This is a genomic window from Variovorax paradoxus, from assembly GCF_024734665.1.
In the GTDB taxonomy this organism is placed as follows: domain Bacteria; phylum Pseudomonadota; class Gammaproteobacteria; order Burkholderiales; family Burkholderiaceae_C; genus Variovorax.
In genome coordinates this window covers 937,705-955,872 of sequence record NZ_CP102931.1, presented here as the reverse complement: position 1 = coordinate 955,872, position 18,168 = coordinate 937,705, and the positions used below count along the sequence as shown (strand labels likewise).

At 65.1% G+C, this 18,168-nt stretch carries 14 protein-coding genes; 9 read left to right on the top strand and 5 right to left on the bottom strand.

The window, feature by feature from the left end; genetic code table 11:
• The 5 genes from NWF24_RS04505 (at nucleotide 1) to NWF24_RS04485 (ending at nucleotide 7,054) form a co-directional block, all read left to right on the top strand.
• Nucleotides 1-1,185, top strand: coding sequence for a PilW family protein (locus NWF24_RS04505; protein WP_258353165.1), 1,185 nt, complete (start codon nucleotides 1-3; stop codon nucleotides 1,183-1,185).
• Nucleotides 1,179-1,793, top strand: coding sequence for a pilus assembly PilX family protein (locus NWF24_RS04500; protein ID WP_258353164.1), 615 nt, complete (start codon nucleotides 1,179-1,181; stop codon nucleotides 1,791-1,793). Before NWF24_RS04505 ends, NWF24_RS04500 begins: the two co-directional genes overlap by 7 nt.
• Entirely contained in the window at nucleotides 1,790-5,860 is a 4,071-nt protein-coding gene (locus NWF24_RS04495) for a pilus assembly protein (RefSeq protein ID WP_258353163.1), read from the top strand. Before NWF24_RS04500 ends, NWF24_RS04495 begins: the two co-directional genes overlap by 4 nt.
• 74 nt (nucleotides 5,861-5,934) lie before the next feature.
• Complete coding sequence (locus tag NWF24_RS04490) at nucleotides 5,935-6,198, top strand: hypothetical protein (RefSeq protein ID WP_258353162.1); 264 nt, start codon at nucleotides 5,935-5,937, stop codon at nucleotides 6,196-6,198.
• 307 nt (nucleotides 6,199-6,505) lie between these two features.
• On the top strand, nucleotides 6,506-7,054 hold the full coding sequence (locus tag NWF24_RS04485) for a hypothetical protein (RefSeq protein ID WP_258353161.1): 549 nt from the start codon (nucleotides 6,506-6,508) through the stop codon (nucleotides 7,052-7,054).
• Nucleotides 7,055-7,063: 9 nt separating this feature from the next.
• Here the strand turns inward: NWF24_RS04485 and pilQ are convergent, their stop codons facing one another.
• Both pilQ and NWF24_RS04475 read right to left on the bottom strand, forming a co-directional pair.
• Nucleotides 7,064-9,184, bottom strand: coding sequence for a type IV pilus secretin family protein (pilQ, locus tag NWF24_RS04480; protein ID WP_258353160.1), 2,121 nt, complete (start codon nucleotides 9,182-9,184; stop codon nucleotides 7,064-7,066).
• 153 nt (nucleotides 9,185-9,337) lie between these two features.
• Nucleotides 9,338-10,498 (bottom strand): porin, encoded by a 1,161-nt coding sequence (locus NWF24_RS04475; RefSeq protein WP_258353159.1) that lies wholly within the window; start codon nucleotides 10,496-10,498, stop codon nucleotides 9,338-9,340.
• A 306-nt stretch (nucleotides 10,499-10,804) separates the two neighbouring features.
• Between NWF24_RS04475 and NWF24_RS04470 the strand changes: the two genes are divergently transcribed.
• The 4 genes from NWF24_RS04470 to NWF24_RS04455 are packed head-to-tail and all read left to right on the top strand — an operon-like array spanning nucleotide 10,805 to nucleotide 15,709.
• Nucleotides 10,805-11,815: a hypothetical protein gene (locus NWF24_RS04470; protein WP_258353158.1), complete on the top strand. Its 1,011-nt coding sequence runs from the start codon at nucleotides 10,805-10,807 to the stop codon at nucleotides 11,813-11,815.
• A gap of 18 nt (nucleotides 11,816-11,833) precedes the next feature.
• Nucleotides 11,834-12,595, top strand: coding sequence for a nuclease-related domain-containing protein (locus tag NWF24_RS04465; protein WP_258353157.1), 762 nt, complete (start codon nucleotides 11,834-11,836; stop codon nucleotides 12,593-12,595).
• Between the two features lie 4 nt (nucleotides 12,596-12,599).
• A complete protein-coding gene (locus NWF24_RS04460; RefSeq protein WP_258353156.1) occupies nucleotides 12,600-13,289 on the top strand; it encodes a response regulator in 690 nt (229 codons plus the stop codon).
• 35 nt (nucleotides 13,290-13,324) lie between these two features.
• The gene (locus NWF24_RS04455) at nucleotides 13,325-15,709 is read left to right on the top strand and encodes an LPS-assembly protein LptD (protein WP_258353155.1); all 2,385 of its coding nucleotides are present in this window, start codon (nucleotides 13,325-13,327) and stop codon (nucleotides 15,707-15,709) included.
• A gap of 16 nt (nucleotides 15,710-15,725) precedes the next feature.
• Here NWF24_RS04455 and NWF24_RS04450 read toward each other — a convergent pair whose 3' ends face one another.
• The 3 genes from NWF24_RS04450 to NWF24_RS04440 are packed head-to-tail and all read right to left on the bottom strand — an operon-like array spanning nucleotide 15,726 to nucleotide 18,159.
• Nucleotides 15,726-16,568, bottom strand: coding sequence for an ABC transporter substrate-binding protein (locus tag NWF24_RS04450; RefSeq protein WP_258353154.1), 843 nt, complete (start codon nucleotides 16,566-16,568; stop codon nucleotides 15,726-15,728).
• A gap of 44 nt (nucleotides 16,569-16,612) precedes the next feature.
• Nucleotides 16,613-17,347, bottom strand: coding sequence for an amino acid ABC transporter ATP-binding protein (locus NWF24_RS04445; RefSeq protein WP_093077570.1), 735 nt, complete (start codon nucleotides 17,345-17,347; stop codon nucleotides 16,613-16,615).
• A gap of 53 nt (nucleotides 17,348-17,400) precedes the next feature.
• Nucleotides 17,401-18,159 carry an amino acid ABC transporter permease gene (locus NWF24_RS04440; protein WP_258353153.1) on the bottom strand — a complete coding sequence of 253 codons (759 nt, stop codon included), beginning with the start codon at nucleotides 18,157-18,159 and terminating at the stop codon, nucleotides 17,401-17,403.
• Nucleotides 18,160-18,168 lie beyond the last annotated feature (9 nt).

Genomic DNA, 18,168 nt, shown 5'->3' with positions numbered 1-18,168 from the left:
ATGCCCGCCCCACACCCCATTCGCAGCCAGCACGGTTTCAGCATCATCGAACTCATGGTCGGCCTGCTGGTCGGCATGCTGGCAGTGCTGATCGTTGTGCAGTTGCTGTACTCCACAAGCACACAGCAGCGGCTGACCAGTACCAGCGGCGACGCTGAAATCAACGCCGCCACGGCCACTCACATCCTGACGCGTGAACTGAGCCAGGCCGGCCTGGGCATCAGTGCCTATACGCTGCTGGGCTGCAGTCTCACGTACACCACGACCTCGGACAGCAAGAGCGTTACGCTGTCATCGCTGGCCCCGGTCACTATCAATCCAGGCACTTCGCTGGTACCCGCGGGTGACACCGGCACCGACACGCTCCTTGTCGTCAGCGGCAGCTCGGCCAGCCCCACCGAGGGGGACGCCCTCGCGGGCACCAGCACCGCCACCAGCTACACCGTGACCACCCCGTCGTCCTTCGCCACGGGCGACTGGGTGATGGCCGCCTCGACCACACGCGACAGCACCTCTTCCTGCGCCATGACTCTCGGCAAGGTGACTGCCATTGCGAGCTATGTGCTGACTGTGTCCAGCGGCACCGCGGGCCTGGCGGCTGCGGAGGCCGCCGTCTACAACCTGGGGGCCGCCCCGGTCATCCATGCCTATGCGATCCGCAACGGCAACCTCACTGTGTGCGACTACGCGGTCTACAACTGCGGCGACACCAGCTACACCACCACGCTCAACAGCAGCGTCTGGGTCCCGGTGGCCAGCCACGTCGCCAGCCTGCGGGCCCAGTACGGCCGCGACACCAGCGACCTGAGCACGCCGAAGATGGACGGCGTGGTCGACAGCTACGACCAGACCACCCCCGGCAGCACGAGCGATACCTCGGGCCTGTCCAGCTACTGTGGCTGGCTGCGAGTGGTTGGCCTGCGGCTCGCGGTGGTCACGCGCAGCCAGCAATACGACAAGGACACGGTCACCACCACCGCACCCACCTGGTCCGGCAGCAGTGCCAACACCAGCACTACCAGCACGCTGACCACCGTGACGCCTACCGCTCTGGCGATCGACCTCAGCGCCAACTCGGATTGGAAACACTACCGCTACAAGACCATCGAGACCACGGTGCCGCTGCGCGACATCATCTGGAACGGCAACCAGGTCACCTACCAGAGCGGAGACGTCGCATGCTGAGCCCGCAGCGCAGGCAGAGTGGCTTCGTCATGATCATCGTCCTGATTGCACTGGCGATCATGAGCATGGCCGCGATCGGCCTCATGCGCACCGTCTCCAGCTCGGCGAGCATCGCCGGCAACCTGGCCTTCGAACAGGCGGCTTCCACCTCTGCCGACCAGGCGGTGGAGACGGCGGTGACCTGGCTGGAGAACAACAGCGGACAGACCAGTTCCAGCACCGCCAGCACTTGTTCGACAGGAACCTCCGTGCTGGCCTGCAACCAGGCGAGTCATGGCTACGCCGCCACGCGCACCGACCCCAGCAGCACGCAGTCCTGGTCGCAGCTGTGGACCCAATTGGTCAGTGCGGGTTACACCGCCATCCAGCTGAGCCAGGACAGCTCGGGCAATACCGCTGCCTACCTGATCCAGCGCATGTGCGCCAGCACAGGCGATGCGTCATCCACCAACGGTTGTGGCAGTTCACCCATGAGCGTGAACACCGGCGGAAGCAAAAAGTCTGGCAGCACCCAAACGTCCAGTACCCAGGTCTATTACCGCATCACCGTCAAGGTGAGCGGGCCGCGCAATACCGTCTCTTTCACGCAAGCCATGGTCGCCCTATGAATATGTTTCTTCCCGGCCGCAGGTCGATCGCCGGCTGCTGGCGTGCCCATGTGGGCGCCTGTGTAGGCGCCCTGGCGCTGATCCTCGGAGCACCCGCCTTCGGTGCTCTCACCGACCTGGCCACGGCCCCGCTGGAAACATCCTCGGCCACGCTGGTCAAGCCCAACATCATGTTCATCCTGGACAACTCCGGCAGCATGAGCTCTGCCTACCTCCCGGACTGGGCAGACGACTACAGCGCCAGCAGCTATCCGTACCTCTACCGCAACAGCCGCTTCAACGGCATTTACTACGACCCGTCGGTCACCTATACACCGCCTGTCAACTACGCCAGCACCAGCTACACCAGCATGACCTCGGCCAACACGTCGGCATGGGCCAAGGTGCCAACCGACGGCTTCGGCATCATCTCCACGGGCACGACCGACCTCACGGGAACAAGCACCCCCGCCACGTACTACACCTTCATTCCTGGCGAGTACTGCTCCTCGGCCAACCTGCGCACCTGCAACAAGCAGAGCGCGGCCACCACCGCCTATGCCTACCCGGCCTACCTGCGCTGGTGCACCACGTCCGCACTGAGCACCTGCCAGGCCGTCTACGTCGACAGCACCTCCGCACCGGCCACCTACAAGTACCCGCGGTATCCGGGCATAAGCTCCACCGCAACGATCGTCATCAGCGGATCGGGCAGCACGAGTATCAGCGGCATCACGGTCAACGGCGTGCAGATTCTCTCGGCCACGACCTCGGCCAGCACGTCGTCCACCACGGTGGCCACCAACATCGTCACTGCCATCAACAACTGCACCAGCAGCAAGACCGGCAACTGCGGCATTGCCGGCTACAGCGCCAGCCGCAGCGGCAGCACCGTGACCATTACCTCGCCCAAAGGCGCCGATGCCTATGGCTATTCGCCCGTGGTCACGCAATCCGGCAGCATGACGGCCACCGTCACCGCCTTCAGCGGAGGCACGCCAGGCAGTTGGGTGCAGACCACCATCAGCAGCAGCACAACGTCCTATGCCTACCCCGGCACGAGCGCCCGCTCCACGACGCGCACCGACTGCACCACCAACAGCACCACCTGCACCTATGCGGAGGAGATGACCAACTTCGCCAACTGGTGGGCTTACTACCACACGCGCATGCAAGCGATGAAGAGCGCCACGACCCTCGCCTTCAGCGGGCTGACTTCCAGCTACCGGCTGGGCTACATGACCATCAACAAGGTCAGCAGTTCGACGGATTTCCTGAACATCGCCGACAACACCACCACCAGCGGCGGGCAGAAGTCGCTGTGGTACGGCAAGCTCCTGGCGGCCCAGGCCAGCGGCACCACGCCGCTTCGCACCGCACTGTCGAATGCCGGCCGCTACTACGCCGCCAAGGTTTCCTCCATCAATGGTGTCACGACCACCGACCCGATGCAGTACGCCTGCCAGCGCAACTACACGCTGCTGTCGACCGACGGCTACTGGAACGAGACCGCAACGCCCTACAAGGTCGACGGCACGACCGCCATCGGCGATCAGGACGGCAGTGAGTCCCGCCCCTATCTCGATGGCAATGCGGTGTCCAACACCTTGGCCGACACGGCGGAGTACTACTACGTCACCGATCTGCGCTCATCCTCCCTGAGCAACGCAACAAACACGAGCGGCACGGACGTCTCCAGCAACAGCTATTCCAACAAGCGCCAGAACATGGTGACATCCACCATCGGCCTGGGTGCCTCGGGCTACATGCTGTTCGACGCGGACTATGCGAACGCCACGAGCGGCGACTACTACGACATCGCCAACGGCACCGCTACCAGCAGCACGACGCAGGCTGCGGGGGTATGCAACTGGCAGAGTTCCGGCAGCTGCAACTGGCCCACGCCGGTCAGCAACACTCAAACCGCCATCGACGACCTCTGGCATGCCGCCGTCAACGGCCGGGGCGGCTACTACAGCGCCTCGAATGCATCCGACATCAAGACCAGCCTGACCAACTTCCTCAATACCGTGGACGCCACGACCAGCAGCTCCGCAGCGGTCACGCAAAGCGCCGCCGTGCTGACCTCCACCTCGACTGGCTACACCTTCTCGACCACCTATTGTTCCGGCAAGTGGTTTGGCGAATTGGCGCGCTATGCAGTCAATTCCAGCACCGGGGTCACCTCCACCACGGCGGACTGGGCCGAGTCGGGCGCGGGCTCCGACTGCTCGAGCACTTCGGGCAGCCTCACCACCACGGCACTGCTGGACAACGTCGGCTACGCCTCGCGCACCATCTTCACCTACGACCCCAGCACCGCGACGAAGCTCAGTTTTTCCTGGGATGCGCTCACGACAACGATGCAGGGCTACTTCAAGATCGCGTCGATCAGCACGCTGTCCCAGCTGTGTAGTTCAGGCAGCGCCTGTCTGGCGACGGCATCCCAGGTGGACAGTTCCACCGCCGGCACCACCACCGGCGCGGGCGCAGTGAACCTGGTGAACTACCTGCGTGGCGACCGCAGCAACGAAGGCTCCACCAACACCAAGTACTACCGTTCGCGCACCCACGTCCTGGGCGACGTCGTCAACTCCACGCCGGTGTACATCAAGGCCCCCTCGCGCAGCTACAGCGACTCGGGTTATGCCACCTTCAAGTCCACCTACGCCTCGCGCCAGGGCATGGTCTATGTGGGCTCCAACGACGGCATGCTGCATGCCTTCAACGCCGACACGGGCGCCGAGACCTGGGCGTACATTCCCTCGGTTCTGCTGCCCAATCTGTACAAGCTGGCGGACAAGAACTATGCGTCCAACCACGTCTACTTCGTGGACGGCCAGATCACGCAGGCCGACGTCTACTACAACAGTGCCTGGCACACCATCATCGTGGGCGGCCTGGGCGATGGCGGCCGCGCGTACTACGCGCTGGACGTGACGAACCCGGCCTCTCCGACGGTGCTGTGGGAGTTCAGCTCGAGCAGCACGCTCACGCCCAATCTGTACGACGTGGACCTGGGCTACACCTATGGCGCCCCGGTGATCACCAAGCTGTCGGACGGGACCTGGGCGGTCATCCTCAGCTCCGGCTACAACAACGTCTCCGACGGCGACGGCGAAGGCCACCTGTGGGTGAGAAACGCCATGACCGGCGCGCTGATCAAGAAGATCGACAACGGCATGGGCACCACCTCCAGCGGTGGCACGGTGACCGGCTGTTCCGTCGCGCCTTGCCCCAGCGGCCTGGCGAAGATCAGCGGCTGGACCAGCAGCTCCACCGACAACACGACCACCCAGCTTTACGGCGGCGACCTGTTCGGCAATCTCTGGCGCTTCGACATCAGCGCCCTGGCCTCCAGCAGCGGCAGCGCCACGGTGCAACTTCTGGCCACGCTGTCGGACAGCTCGGGCACCCGCCAGCCCATCACCACCGCGCCGGAACTAGGGCTGGTGAGCAGCCAGCACGTGGTCTTCGTGGGCACCGGCTCCTACCTGGGCGTGACCGATATCACGACGACACAGGTGCAGTCCATGTACGCCATCAAGGACTCGCTGAGCGGCAGCTCCACCACCAGCGCCATCTACAGCAACCCGCGCAGCAATGCATGCGGCACGGGAACGGTGACCAACTGCTTCGTCAAGCTGACGCTCACCGATTCCTCCGGGGTGCGCACGGCTGCCAGTTCAGTGAGCTACACCACCAATTTCAGCACCATGTACGGCTGGTTCGTGGACATGCCCGAGTCGGGCGAACGCGTCGACGAAGACCCGGTGCTTTCTTCCGGCACGCTGGTCTACGTCTCCAACACGCCCAGCACCTCGGGCGCCTGCAGCACCGGCGGCTCCAGCTACATCAACTACGTCAACTACGCCACTGGCCTCGCGGTGTCGGGCGCCAGCAATACGGGCGTGCTGCTGTCGAGTTCGGGCTTGTCGAGTTCGGCTGCGCTCGCGGTAACCAGCAGCGGCAAGACCGTCGCCACCACCAAGGACTCCACCGGTGCCGTGACGACAACCACCATTCCGGTCTCCTCCTCGAGCAGCACACGCCGCCTCTCGTGGCGGCGGCTGACCGATGGGCAGTAAAGAAGAGCATTGCCGACTGCAAGCAAGGCGGCCCCCTCAAGATGTCTCCCACATCGCCGCGCAGACTCGCCGGCATGTGCACTCCCGCAGCTTCGCGCCCATGGATCCGCCTGCGCTGGCGGTTGCCGTGCGTGGGCCTGTTCGGGCACCCTGTCGAGGGGCACTGGCTGTGGGAGCCCGACACGCCGTCGGTGCGTGCCGCGTTCCAGGCGGCCGTGGAGGCCGGCAACAGGGCTCACGGTGCAGGGACGCATTGGGTGGAGCAGGAAGAAGCCGAGGCAGCGCCGGGCGGGATGGCCATCCGGCAGGCACCAGGGGCGGATCACATGATCGGGTGATTGCAGACGGACGGCACTCTTCGAGAATTGCGAGCGGAACGACGGCCTCCATCGCACTTCGAGGAGAACAGCGATGCCACCCTACGTCTGCAGCTGCGGTCTGAAATGCTGGGACCCGCACACTCCCCCGGTCTATTGCACGCAGCGCCCAAGGTGCGGCCCCTTTGTTGACGAAGGCACTCTGCCGGAGGACTTGGCGCCCGACTCTCCTCACCCGCCTCCCGATCTGCCACCGCCCCCAGGCGGCTCAGTGGCTGTTCAGTCCGCCTCCAACACCATCACGATAGTTCCCATCGCACACCAGCCCATGCCGGTCGGCCTGCTGTCGATGCCCGTGGAAATACTCCACCTGATCCTGACCAACATCGGACCCGGGCTGGTGCCGGTACTGGGCGCGCTGCGCCGAACGAGCCAACGGACGCGCCACCTGACCCAGCTGGCACTGGGGTCCGACATGCATCTGGCGACCGTACCGATCTTCACCAACGTGCTCTTCAGATTCCAGACGCAGTGGCAGCCACATGCGACAGAGATCACACAACAGCTCGCGGTGACGTTGACGGGGAACCTGCAGACCCTCAAGGCGCTGGTGAAGAAGCTCACTTTGCTGCGCAAGGAATGCCTGTTCCTCATCACCCAGCTGGAAGGCCTCTTGTCGGGCATAGAAAACGTGTGCCGCCTGGTCGACGGCGCCGACCCCGTGCGCCGCGCCACCATCACGGCGAATCTCGTCGCGCTCAGGGACCGGGTGAGGGCCCTGAGAGACCAGATTGCAGCCCAGGCGACAGCGTTGGGCCTGAGACTGCAGGCCGCGAAGAAGGCCGAGAGCCAGAAGCGATCCCTGATGCGCCTGTAGCGATCCGCCTCAACGCGCCGCGTTCCGATCCGAAATCATCTTCGGGCTGATGAAGATCAGCATCTCGGTCTTGTTGTTGACCCGGCTGCGGGTGCGAAACAGAGCGCCGACCACCGGCAGTTCGCCCAGCACCGGCACGCGCGATTCCGAATTGGTGTCCGTCAGCTCGAAGACCCCGCCGATGACGACGGTGCCGCCGTTCTCCACCAGCACTTCGGTCTGGATGTGCTTGGTGTTGATGGCGTAGCCCGCGGTGGTCGATTGGCCCACCGTGTCCTTGTTGACGTCGAGCGCCAGGATGATGTTGCCCTCGGGCGTTATCTGCGGCGTTACCTCGAGCTTGAGGTTGGCCTTGCGGAACGCAATGGACGTGGCGCCGCTCGATGTAGCTACCTGGTAGGGCAGCTCGGTGCCCTGCTCGATCAGCGCCTTGGTCTGGTCGGCCGTCACCACGCGCGGGCTCGACACCACCTTGCCCTTGCCGTCCGCCTCCAGCGCGGAGATTTCGAGGTTGAGCATCTTCGTCAGGCTCGAGTTGAACAGCGACAGCGCGAAGGTGCCGACTGCATCGCCAGTCGTGCTGGTAGCCGGCAGGTTGACGAAGCTGGTGCTCGAATAGGTGTTTGTGCTGGTGGTGGTGGTCACGCCGCCGGTCGTGGTCGAACTGACGGAAGGCGTCACGCCCACCGACGAGTTCGAATTGACGGAGCCGCCGCCGAGCTTGACACCCAGCGACTTGCTGAAGGTGTCGGTCGCCTCGACGAAGCGCGCCTCGATCAGCACCTGGCGTACCGGCACGTCGAGCTTCTGCAGGAGGTCAGCCACCTGCGACAGCCGCGAAGGAATGTCGGTCACGAAGAGCTGGTTGGTGCGCACCTCGGCCAGCACGCTGCCGCGCGAACTCAGGATGCGGGTGGTCGAGCCCGAGCTGCCACCGCCGCCTCCGCTGCTTCCGGTGCCGGTAAGGCCCTGCGCCACCGTGGCGGCCTTCGCATAGTTGAGCTGGAAGGACTGCGTGCGCAGCTGTTCCAGCCCCTGCAGCGTGGCCTGCGCCTCGTACTTGATCTTTTCCTTGGCGTTGAGCTCGTCTTCAGGCGCGATGCGCAGCACGCTGCCGCTCTTGCGCATGCCGAGGTTCTTCGCCTCCAGGATGATCTCGAGCGCCTGGTCCCAGGGCACGTCCTTCAGGCGCAGCGTGAGCGTGCCGCTGACGGAGTCGGAAGTGACGATGTTGAAGTTGGTGAAGTCCGCAATCACCTGCAGCAGCGAGCGGATCTCGATGTTCTGGAAGTTCAGCGACAGCTTCTCGCCGCTATAGCCCGTGCCTTGCGCGAGCTTGTTGGGGTTTTCCTTGCGCGGACGCACCTCCACCACGAACTGGCTGTTGCTCTGGTAGGCGCTGTGCTCCCATTCGCCGCGCGGGTCGATCACCATGCGCACGCGGTCGCCTGACTGCTGCATGCTCACCGACTGAACCGGCGTGCCGAAATCGGACACGTCGAGCCGGCGGTTCATCCCCTCGGGCAGCGACGACTTGGTGAACTCGACCACGAGGCCCTTGCCCTGCTGGCGAATATCCACGCCCACCTGGTCGTTGGGCAGCGACACGATCACGCGGCCGGCACCCTCGCTGCCCAGCCGGAAATCGACGTCGCGCAATGGCAGCACGTCGCGGTTGCGGTTCTCGGCAAACTCGAAGGGCGTGGAGGCCACCAGCGCGGGGCCCGCCGCGGGCTGCAGCACCACCAGCAGCGACTTGCCGCGCAGCTCGGTCGTGTAAGCGGTCGCCTGCTTCAGGTTGAGCACGAGGCGCGAGCGCTCGCCCGCCTGCACCACGTTGACGGAGCGAAGGTTGCCCTGGCTGATGTCGATGGCTTCCCGGCCCAGGCTGCTGGTCATGCCAGGAAAGTCGAGCGCGATGCGCGCCGGCGACTGGATGGCGAAGCCGTTGGGCGCTGCTGCCAACGGTTCGGAAAAATCGACACGCAGCACTTCGCTGCCTGCCTGCACGGAGCCCGTGACTGATTCGATTCTGTTCTGTGCCTGTGCCGCTGCGAGCGACCCGAAGGCAACGAGCAAAAAGACGGACGCGCGCAACCAGCGCGCGAGCACGAATGACTGTTTTTTCATTTCACCTGCCTTGAAACTGCGGCTCCATCTCCTCGCTGCCCTGAGGTCCCTCCCGAGCGCAGCGATGCTCCGGCGCCGCGCAGTCCATGCGCAGCGGGAGCGGGCAGCGCGGCGGCTTGTCGGCCGCGCTGCCCCCGTCACGTCCTCACGTCATCAGAACGCGTGGCGGATACCGAAGTCGTAGCCGGTGGAAGAGCGCGGCAGGCCCGTGTAGGCCGTGCCCGTGCTGCCGTAGCCCGTGGTGCTGGCCGACACCAGGCTGCCCGTGTAGTTCACGTCGTTGCGGTTGTTCACGCGCGCCACCGTCGCATACAGCGCCGTGCGCTTGGACAGGTTGTGCACGTAGCCAACTGCGAACTTGCGTGCCATCGGGTCTTCGCCCGTGATGCCGGCCGTGCCTTCGTTGTAGCGCACTTGCGAGTACGCCACGCGGATCAGGCCTGCGCCCACCGGCACGGTCGCACCGATCAGGTAGCCGTTGTAGGTGTCGTGCGTGTCAGCCGCTGCCGCGTAGTCGAACTTGTTCTTCACGTTCGACAGCTCGCCGAACAGCTTGACGGGACCGAAGTCGTACGAAGCGCCCAGGTTGATGGTCTGCACCCTGCGCTCCAGCGCGGTGGTGTCCACGACGGTGCTCTGGCCCACGGCCAGTGCCACGTCCAGGGGACCGTTGGCGTAGCCGAAGCGGCCACCGACGTAGCGGCCAGCCGTGCTGCTGGAGGCGGCCGTCGTGCTGGTGGCGTCGGTGCTGGCGTTCTCGTGCAGGCTGTACTGCACCTGGCCGTAGAAACCACCCAGGTTCGGCGGCAGGAAGTAGCCGATCGAGTTGCTGGCACGCACGTAGTTGGCGTTGTTGATGGTGGTGTTGCCGCTGACGGTGCTGATGACGTTGGTGCCCGAGCCGTTGGTGCCGAACGGATCGAACACGGTGTCGTTCCAGAAGGTGGCGGTGTAGTCGCGGCCCAGGCGCAGTTCGCCGAAGCCACCCGACAGGCTCACGGTGGAGCGGCGGCTGAAGGTGGACACGCCGGTGGCGCCGTCGTCGTTGGTGATGGGCGCTTCGAGCCAGAAGCTCGCTGCCAGCCCGCCGCCGAGGTCCTCGGTGCCGCGAAAGCCGATGCGGCTGGAGTTGTAGGCCGAGTTGCCCAGGCTCGTCTTGCTTTGCTTGACCGACGCGCCGGTGGTCGTGTCGCGCGAGGTGCTCGACTGGTAGGTCAGGCCAGCGTCCACGACGCCGAACAACGTGACGGACGATTGGGCAGAAGCCAGGCCGCAGACGGCCAGGGCAGCGAATGCCGTGAGGGTTTTCTTCATTCAGGGTTCTCCAGTTTCAGGTCTGATGCGGCCGTTCGGTATCGACCGGCTGTACGCATGGTTTCGCCCAAATCAGGAGGAATTTGGTGGTTCCGTTTTCTGCAGCTTCGAGTGTTGTGCGCGTACATCACACACGCACAAGCCTCATGCGGCAGGGCCATTGCACCGTCCTTCAAATTTCTCCCAGATCGCCTGAAAAGATCCACGCATGACGAAGCTGGAGACTCACAGGTGAAGCGCTCACGAATCCTGATGGCGGCGATTTGCGGTGCCTTGGCCATCGCATGCGCCAGCACGAGCATCGCAATGGTTCACTCCACCTCCGTGCTTGCGGCGAGCATGTTCGTCGACCACAAGGTGCGCACGCAGGCGCAGGCAAACACGCAGCAGCAACACTGGTGGGCCAGCTTCGAGGACACGGCGATGAACCGGCTGATGGCCGCATCGGGCAACGCCAACGAATCGGGCGTGGCCGCAACCTACATCGCGCTCAAGGTAAAGACGCTCGAGTTGCTCTATCTGGAGAACACGCGCTCCGCCGTCGTGCGGCAAACCATGCTCATCCAGGGCACCACGCAGCCGTACGACGACTTTGCGAAGCAGCTCGCGGCACGGCACGCCAGCGCGGAAACGACCATCGGCAAGCTGCAGGCGCAGCGCGCAAGCTACATCTCCTATCTGGCAAAGCAGTGCCACATGTCGGAAGCCGCATTGAACGAAATGCTCGCCGACGCATTGCAGGACAAGTCGCTGCCCCGCTTCGCAGCCGAGGTGCCGCGCGAGCTCCCGATGGCGGTGCTTGCCAACAGGAACGACGTCAACCTGGCCGCCGCACTCTACGGCGCCGATCCGAGCGCGATGCCCGACGGCGTGATCGAAGCGACGAACGAGGCGACGAACGAAGGGCAACAGAGCATCGACGTGCCCGGCAATCCCTTCTACGTGCATGCGGTTGCGCAGGCACGAGAGCAGGTTTCAGAGGCACTGCGCCGCCTGCAGGCGCAGAGCGACATCGCGAACACCGCGTACGCGCGCGTTGCGAATGCAAGGGTCGAGTTCGAATCGTCGAAGCAGCGCCGCGACCGCGGCGAGATCTCCGAAGTGCAGCTGATGGAGGACTTCCAGGGCCTGCTGCTCGACCTGCACGTGCTGGCCGCGGCCAACGGCGAGCTGGCGCTTGCATGGGTCGTCTTCATGGGAAGCATCGGAAACAGCCCGTCGATCGACTCGATCGCGGGCCCGCAATCCGCACAGGCCGAACAAACGGATCAATTGCCGTTTCTGCACAAAGTCTCCCGAAAGTTGCGCAATCCTTGAAGTTCGAAGGAGCCTTACATGACCACTGCCTTGCATAAAGTCCCCACCCGCCCCGTGCTGAAACTGGCCGGCCACGGACACCCGAAGCCCGACACTGCCGCACCCGTGCGCCGCGCGTGCTCCGCGGATGGCGAGCAGGCGAACAACACCACGGCGACCACGCTGGCCATCCAGCAACTCGTGAGCGCGTTCCAGCCCTCATTCGACCGGATGCATGTGCTTCGGGACCTCGTCATCCCCATGTACGAAGGCAGCGCCGTGCCCACGGCCCGCTTCGACGTGGCACTGGTGTGCGAGGCCGGCGTGTACCTGTTCGAGGTGAAGGGCTGGCGCAACGCAGTGGTGTATCGCAAGACCGCCGCCCAGGCGCTGCCGCGCTGGTTCCTGCGCCAGAACGGGCATTCGCTGGCGCGCGAGGTGAAAGACCCGGCCTGGCAGTGCGGTCGCAAGACCACACACCTGCGCAGCCTGCTGCCGCCCGACCTGCGGGTGCAGTACTTCGTGCTCCTGCCGTTCGAGGGCGTGGAGCTGCAGGGCGTGATGCCGTCCGTGGTCATCACGCCGCAGGACCTGCCCTACATCGCGCGCGTGGCGCGCAACAACGGGCGCACCGAGCAGGGCTATCCGATGCTCGACGACGACGCCATCGACCGCACGCTGCGGCTGCTGACCGGCCTGCAGGGCAACCTGACGGTCGACGACCACATGAGGAACAGCCGCGAAAAGAGCGCGCAGGCTCCGGTTAGGCCTGCGCACCCGGGCGTCCTGAAGCTGCAATGACGCGATGAGCCGGATCCTGCTGGTGGAGGAAGGGCGCGACGCCGCGTCGGTGCTGCTGGACGAACTGCATCGCGCCGGGCACGAGGTCGACCATATCGATGACGGCGCGGTCGCGCTCCATCGCATCCTGACCTCGCCGCCCGCGCTCACCCTGCTCGATGTTCAGCTGCCGCACGTCAGTGGCCTGCAGATACTGGAGAAGATCCGCGCGCGCAGCGACCACCCGATCATCATGCTGACGGCGCTCGCACACGAAGCCGACAGGCTGCGCGGCTTCGAGCTCGGCGCGGACGACTACGTGTGCAAACCCTTTTCTCCGAGGGAAGTCGTGGTGCGCATCCACACGGTGCTGCGGCGCTATGCGCAGCGCCGCATCGTCGCGCGCCCTTCGGTGCCGATCACCTTCGGGGCCGTGCGCGGCTGCGCGATTCTCGACGGCCACTACCTGCCGCTGACGCGCCGCGAATCGCTGCTGCTGCGCGCGCTTTCGCAGGAGCCGGGACGGGTGCTGACGCGCTCGAAGCTGCTCGAGGCCGCGTTCCCGGAGGCGCTCGACGTCAACGAACGCGTGGTCGACACCCACATCAAGAACCTCAGAAAGAAGCTGGCCACCGTCTCGACCGAGCACGACTGGATCCGCTCGGTCTATGGCGTCGGCTTTGCATGGGAATCGCAGGCCAGGCAAGACGCCTGACCCGACGCCGGCTTGCTTCCTGGAAATCCTCTCACATGAAATTACGCTGGCGCGGTTTTCCGCGGCCGCCGATGGTGTTGCTGTCGCTGCTTCTGCTGCGTGCGCAAACAGCCCCGGCACAGGAAACATGGACCGAGGCGCCGATGACGCTGCGCCGCACGCCAGAGCTCGTGGAGACCATCGCACCGACCGAGCGCAGCACGCGCCCCAGCCTGGTCGACGGTGACAAGCTCAGCGGCCGGCCCGATCTCGAAGTAGTGGTCGAGGGCAATGCCTCATTGCGGCGCGGCGACACGCGCATCACGGCCGACAGGCTCGAATACCAGCCGCCGGGTGACCTGGCCACGGCCACCGGCAACGTGCACCTGAACCAGGCCGGCAACGTGTACGAAGGCCCTGAGCTGCACCTGAAGGTCGAGAGCTTCGAGGGCTTCTTCAACCACGTGCGCTACACGCTGCTGGCCAACGGCGGGCATGGCGAGGCCGATCGCATCGACTTCGTCGACCCGAAGGTGTCGATCGCGCGGCACGCCACCTACACCACCTGCCTGCGCGACAACTACTCGAGCTGGGTGCCTGCGTGGATGCTCACGGCCGTGACGATGACCACCGACACCGACACCAACCTCGCGACAGCCACCGACGCGCAGATCAGCTTCCTCGGCGTGACCACGCCCTCGATACCGTCGGTGAGCTTTCCGCTGAGCAACGCGCGCCAGAGCGGCCTGCTGCCGCCGGTGATCGGCTACGACACCACCAACGGCTTCGAGTACCTGCAGCCCTACTACTGGAACATCGCACCCAACCGCGACCTCACGCTGTACCCCGAGATCATGACCAACCGCGGCGTGAACCTGGGCACCGAGTTCCGCTACCTCGAGAAAACCTACAGCGGTCAGATACGCGTGGACGAAATGCCCAGCGACAGCCTGCGCGGCATCAACCGCTGGGGCCTGTGGGCTCAGCACAACCAGCAGTTGGATCCCAAGCCCTTCGGGCTCGATTCGCTCAGCACCTCGTTCAACATCAACCGGGTGAGCGACGACGACTACTGGCGCGACTTCTCGCACACGCCCACGCTGACCTCGCGCACGCTCACGAACGAGTTCGACCTGAACTGGACCAAGGGCGACTGGAGCGGCCAGGCGCGCACCCTCGCCTACCAGACGCTGCAGTACGCGGCCTCGCCCATCACGCCTTCGTACAACCGCGTGCCGCAAATCACGGCCAACTACAACAAGTACGACTGGCACGGCTTCGACGTGTCGGGCACGCTGGACTACACGCGCTTCGAGATCGATTCCGCCTACTCGCCCACGCTCAACGGCATCAAGCAGCCCAACGGCGAGCGCATGGTCGGCAACCTGCAGATCAGCCGGCCGTGGGTCACGCCGGGCGGCTACGTGATTCCGAAGCTGCTGCTTCACACCGCCGCCTACCAGCTCGATTCGGCGCTGGCCAGCGGCGCGACCTCCATCACCAGCGTGGTGCCGACCGTGAGCCTCGACAGCGGCCTGGTGTTCGAGCGCGACACCAATCTGTTCGGGCGCGCATGGCGCCAGACACTGGAGCCGCGCGCCTACTACGTGCACACGCCCTACCGCGACCAGAGCCAGCTGCCGGTGTACGACACGGCCGCCAATGACATCAGCTTTGCCACGCTCTACACCGAGAACGCGTTCTCGGGCAACGACCGCGTCTCGGACACCAACACCCTGACCACGGGCGTGAGCACGCGCCTGATCGACCCGGCCACGGGCGCCGAGTCAGCTCGCTTCGGCATCGCGCAGCGCTTTCGCTTCAGCGACCAGAACGTCACGCTGCCCAGCGGCACCGCCGTGACCGACCGTACGGGCGACTTCATCGTCGGCGGGCTGGTCCACTGGAACCCGAAATGGAGCGTGGACGGCATCGCGCAATACAACATGGACAACGGCAAGAGCTCGCGCGACGCACTCACCCTGCGCTACACGCCTGCGCCGTACCACACGCTCACCGCGGCCTTCCGCTACCAGGCGGACAGCAGCTCGACCGCGGACGACGGCACGAAGACGGTGGACTTCAACTGGCAGTGGCCGCTGAGCGAGCTGACGAGAGGCCTCTTCGGCAACAAGTCGCCCACGGACCCGGGGCGCTGGTATGCGGTGGGGCGGCTGAGCTACAGCCTGCACGACCACGCGATGTCCGACAGCCTGATCGGCGCGGAATACAACGCCTGCTGCTGGGTGGGCCGCATCGTGCTCGAGCGCCTCGTGTCGGGCCGCACGACGCCCGACACGCGGCTGATGTTCCAGATCCAGTTCAACGGCTTCGGCAACATCGGCTCGAACCCGACGAGCACGCTGCTGCAGAACATCCAGGGCTACCAGCCACTGAATGCTCCCACTCAGGAGCCGAGCCGGTTCACGAACTACGACTGAGGGGCTTCAGGCCGGTTCAGGGCAGCAGTTCGAACTTGAGTTCGGCCAACGGCATGACCTTCTCTTCGCGCACCATCTTGTATTCGGTGTTCGGGCCCAGCCACCTGGCCCAGAGGCGGTCGAGCTCGCCCGACTTCTCCAGCGCGTAGAGGGCAGCGTTTACCTTGGACAGCAGCACGGGCTCGTCCTTCTTCATGCCGATGCCGATGGGCTGGAGCACCATCGGGTCCTTGATCATCTTCAGCGCGACGCCTTCGGTCTTCGACTGGTTGACCAACTTGGTGATGGTCATGGTGTTGGCGACCATGCCGACCGACTTGTTCTGCTGCACCGCCATGAAGGCCGAGCCCGTGTCCTGGAACGTGACCGGCTCCGAGCCGTTCATCTTGATCGACATCTCGGAGGTGGAGCCCTTGGTCGAGCTCAGGCGCTTGCCTTTGAAGTCGGCCTTGACCGTGCCGGGGTCGGAAGCCTTCACGGCCAGCATTTCCTTGGCCACGTAGTACGGGTCGCTGAACTGGATCTGCTCGCCGCGGCTCTTGGTGTAGGCCAGATTGGCGATGGTCACGTCGACACGGCCGAGCTTCACTTCGGGCACGCGCGCTTCCACCGACAGCGGCGTGACCTTGGCGGTGAGGCCCAGCTCCTTGGCAAGCGCGTTGCACAGGTCGACGTCGTGGCCCACCATCTCGCGCGTCTTGGGGTCGGGTGCCGCGAAGGGGGGCACGTCGGCGAAGGTGCCGCACTTGAGCTCCTTGCGCTGGCTGATGTCGCTCCACTGGTCGGCATGCGCGAGCAGCGAGGCCGCGCTGAGACAGGTGCCAAGAATGGCGAGGCGGAAGACGGTCTTGTTCGACATGGTGAGCTCCTGGGAGATTGCGAAAAGGTGAACGACGGAAGAAATCAATGCGCGCGCAGATCCGACAGGAAGCGCTGCGCGCGCGGATGCTGCGGACTGCCGAAGAAGGTCTCGGGGTCGGCCTTCTCGAGGATGCGGCCCGCATCCATGAACCAGACGCGGTCGGCCACTTCGCGGGCGAAGTTCATTTCGTGGGTGACGCACATCATGGTCATGCCGTCGTTGGCAAGCCCGCGCATCACCGACAGCACCTCGCCCACCATCTCGGGGTCGAGCGCGCTGGTGGGCTCGTCGAAGAGCATGGCCGGCGGCTCCATCGCCAGCGCGCGGGCAATCGCCACGCGCTGCTGCTGACCACCCGAGAGCTGCGCCGGGTACGCGCCCGCCTTGTTCGACAACCCGACACGTTCGAGCAGCTGCCCGGCCTTGGCCTTCGCGTCGGCGCGCTTCACGCCGAGCACGCGCATCGGCGACAGCATGATGTTCTCCAGCACCGACAGGTGCGGGAACAGGTTGAAGCTCTGGAACACGAATCCGATGCGGCTGCGCAGCTTGTTCAGCGCCGCGCTGCCCATGGGCGCATGGATGTCGTGGCCGTCGAAAAGCAGCTGCCCCGACTTCACTTCTTCCAGCCGGTTCACGGTGCGGATCAGCGTGGACTTGCCGGAGCCCGAGGGCCCGCAGACCACCACGACCTCGCCCTTCTTCACCTCGGCATTGATGTCGGCCAGCGCCTGGTAGTCGCCGTACCACTTGTTGATGTTCGAGAACAGGATCATGGTGTCGTCCTTGGCGGCCACGGGCCGCCCTGCGGGGTGTGGAGCGGGCGTTGTCATGGCTGGGTCACCACAGGGGTTGGAAGCGGCACGCCGTCTTCGGCGGCCTTCACCGGCGCAGCGCCGAGCCGCTTGTGCGCGATGCGCCGCTCCAGCCATTGCGCCAGTTGCGTCAGGCTGAAGCAGACCACGTAGTACGTCATCGCCAGGATGAAGAACACCTGGAACGGTTTGGTCAGAAGCTGGTTGTTGATCTGGTTGGCCGCGAAGGTGAGTTCCTGCACATTGATCACGTAGCCCAGCGTGGTCTCCTTGATGGTGGAGATGAACTGGCTCAGCATGCTCGGCAGCATGTTGTAGAGCGCCTGCGGCAGGATCACGAACCACATGGTGCTCAGGTGGCTGTGGCCGAGCGCGCGCGCCGCCTCGCTCTGGCCCTTGGGCAGCGACTGGATGCCGGCGCGCACCACCTCGGAGAGGTAGGCGCCCTCGTAGATCACCAAGGTACACAGCATGGTGGTGAAGCCCGACACCTCGCGCCCGATGAGGATGGGCACCAGGAAGTAGACCCACAGGATCACCATCAGCAGCGGCACGCCGCGCACCACGTACACCAGCACGGTGGCGGGCCAGCGCAGCAGGCGCCAGGGCGAGAGCCGCGCCAGCGCAAGCAGCACCGACAGCGGAAAGGCCAGCACGATGCCGAGCACCGACAGGATCAGGGTGGCAACGATGCCGCCGAGCGGTCCGGTGGGGTACTGGCCGACCAGCAGCAGCAGCCAGTTGTCGCGGAGGATTTCGTAGACGCTGAACATCGTGGCTCC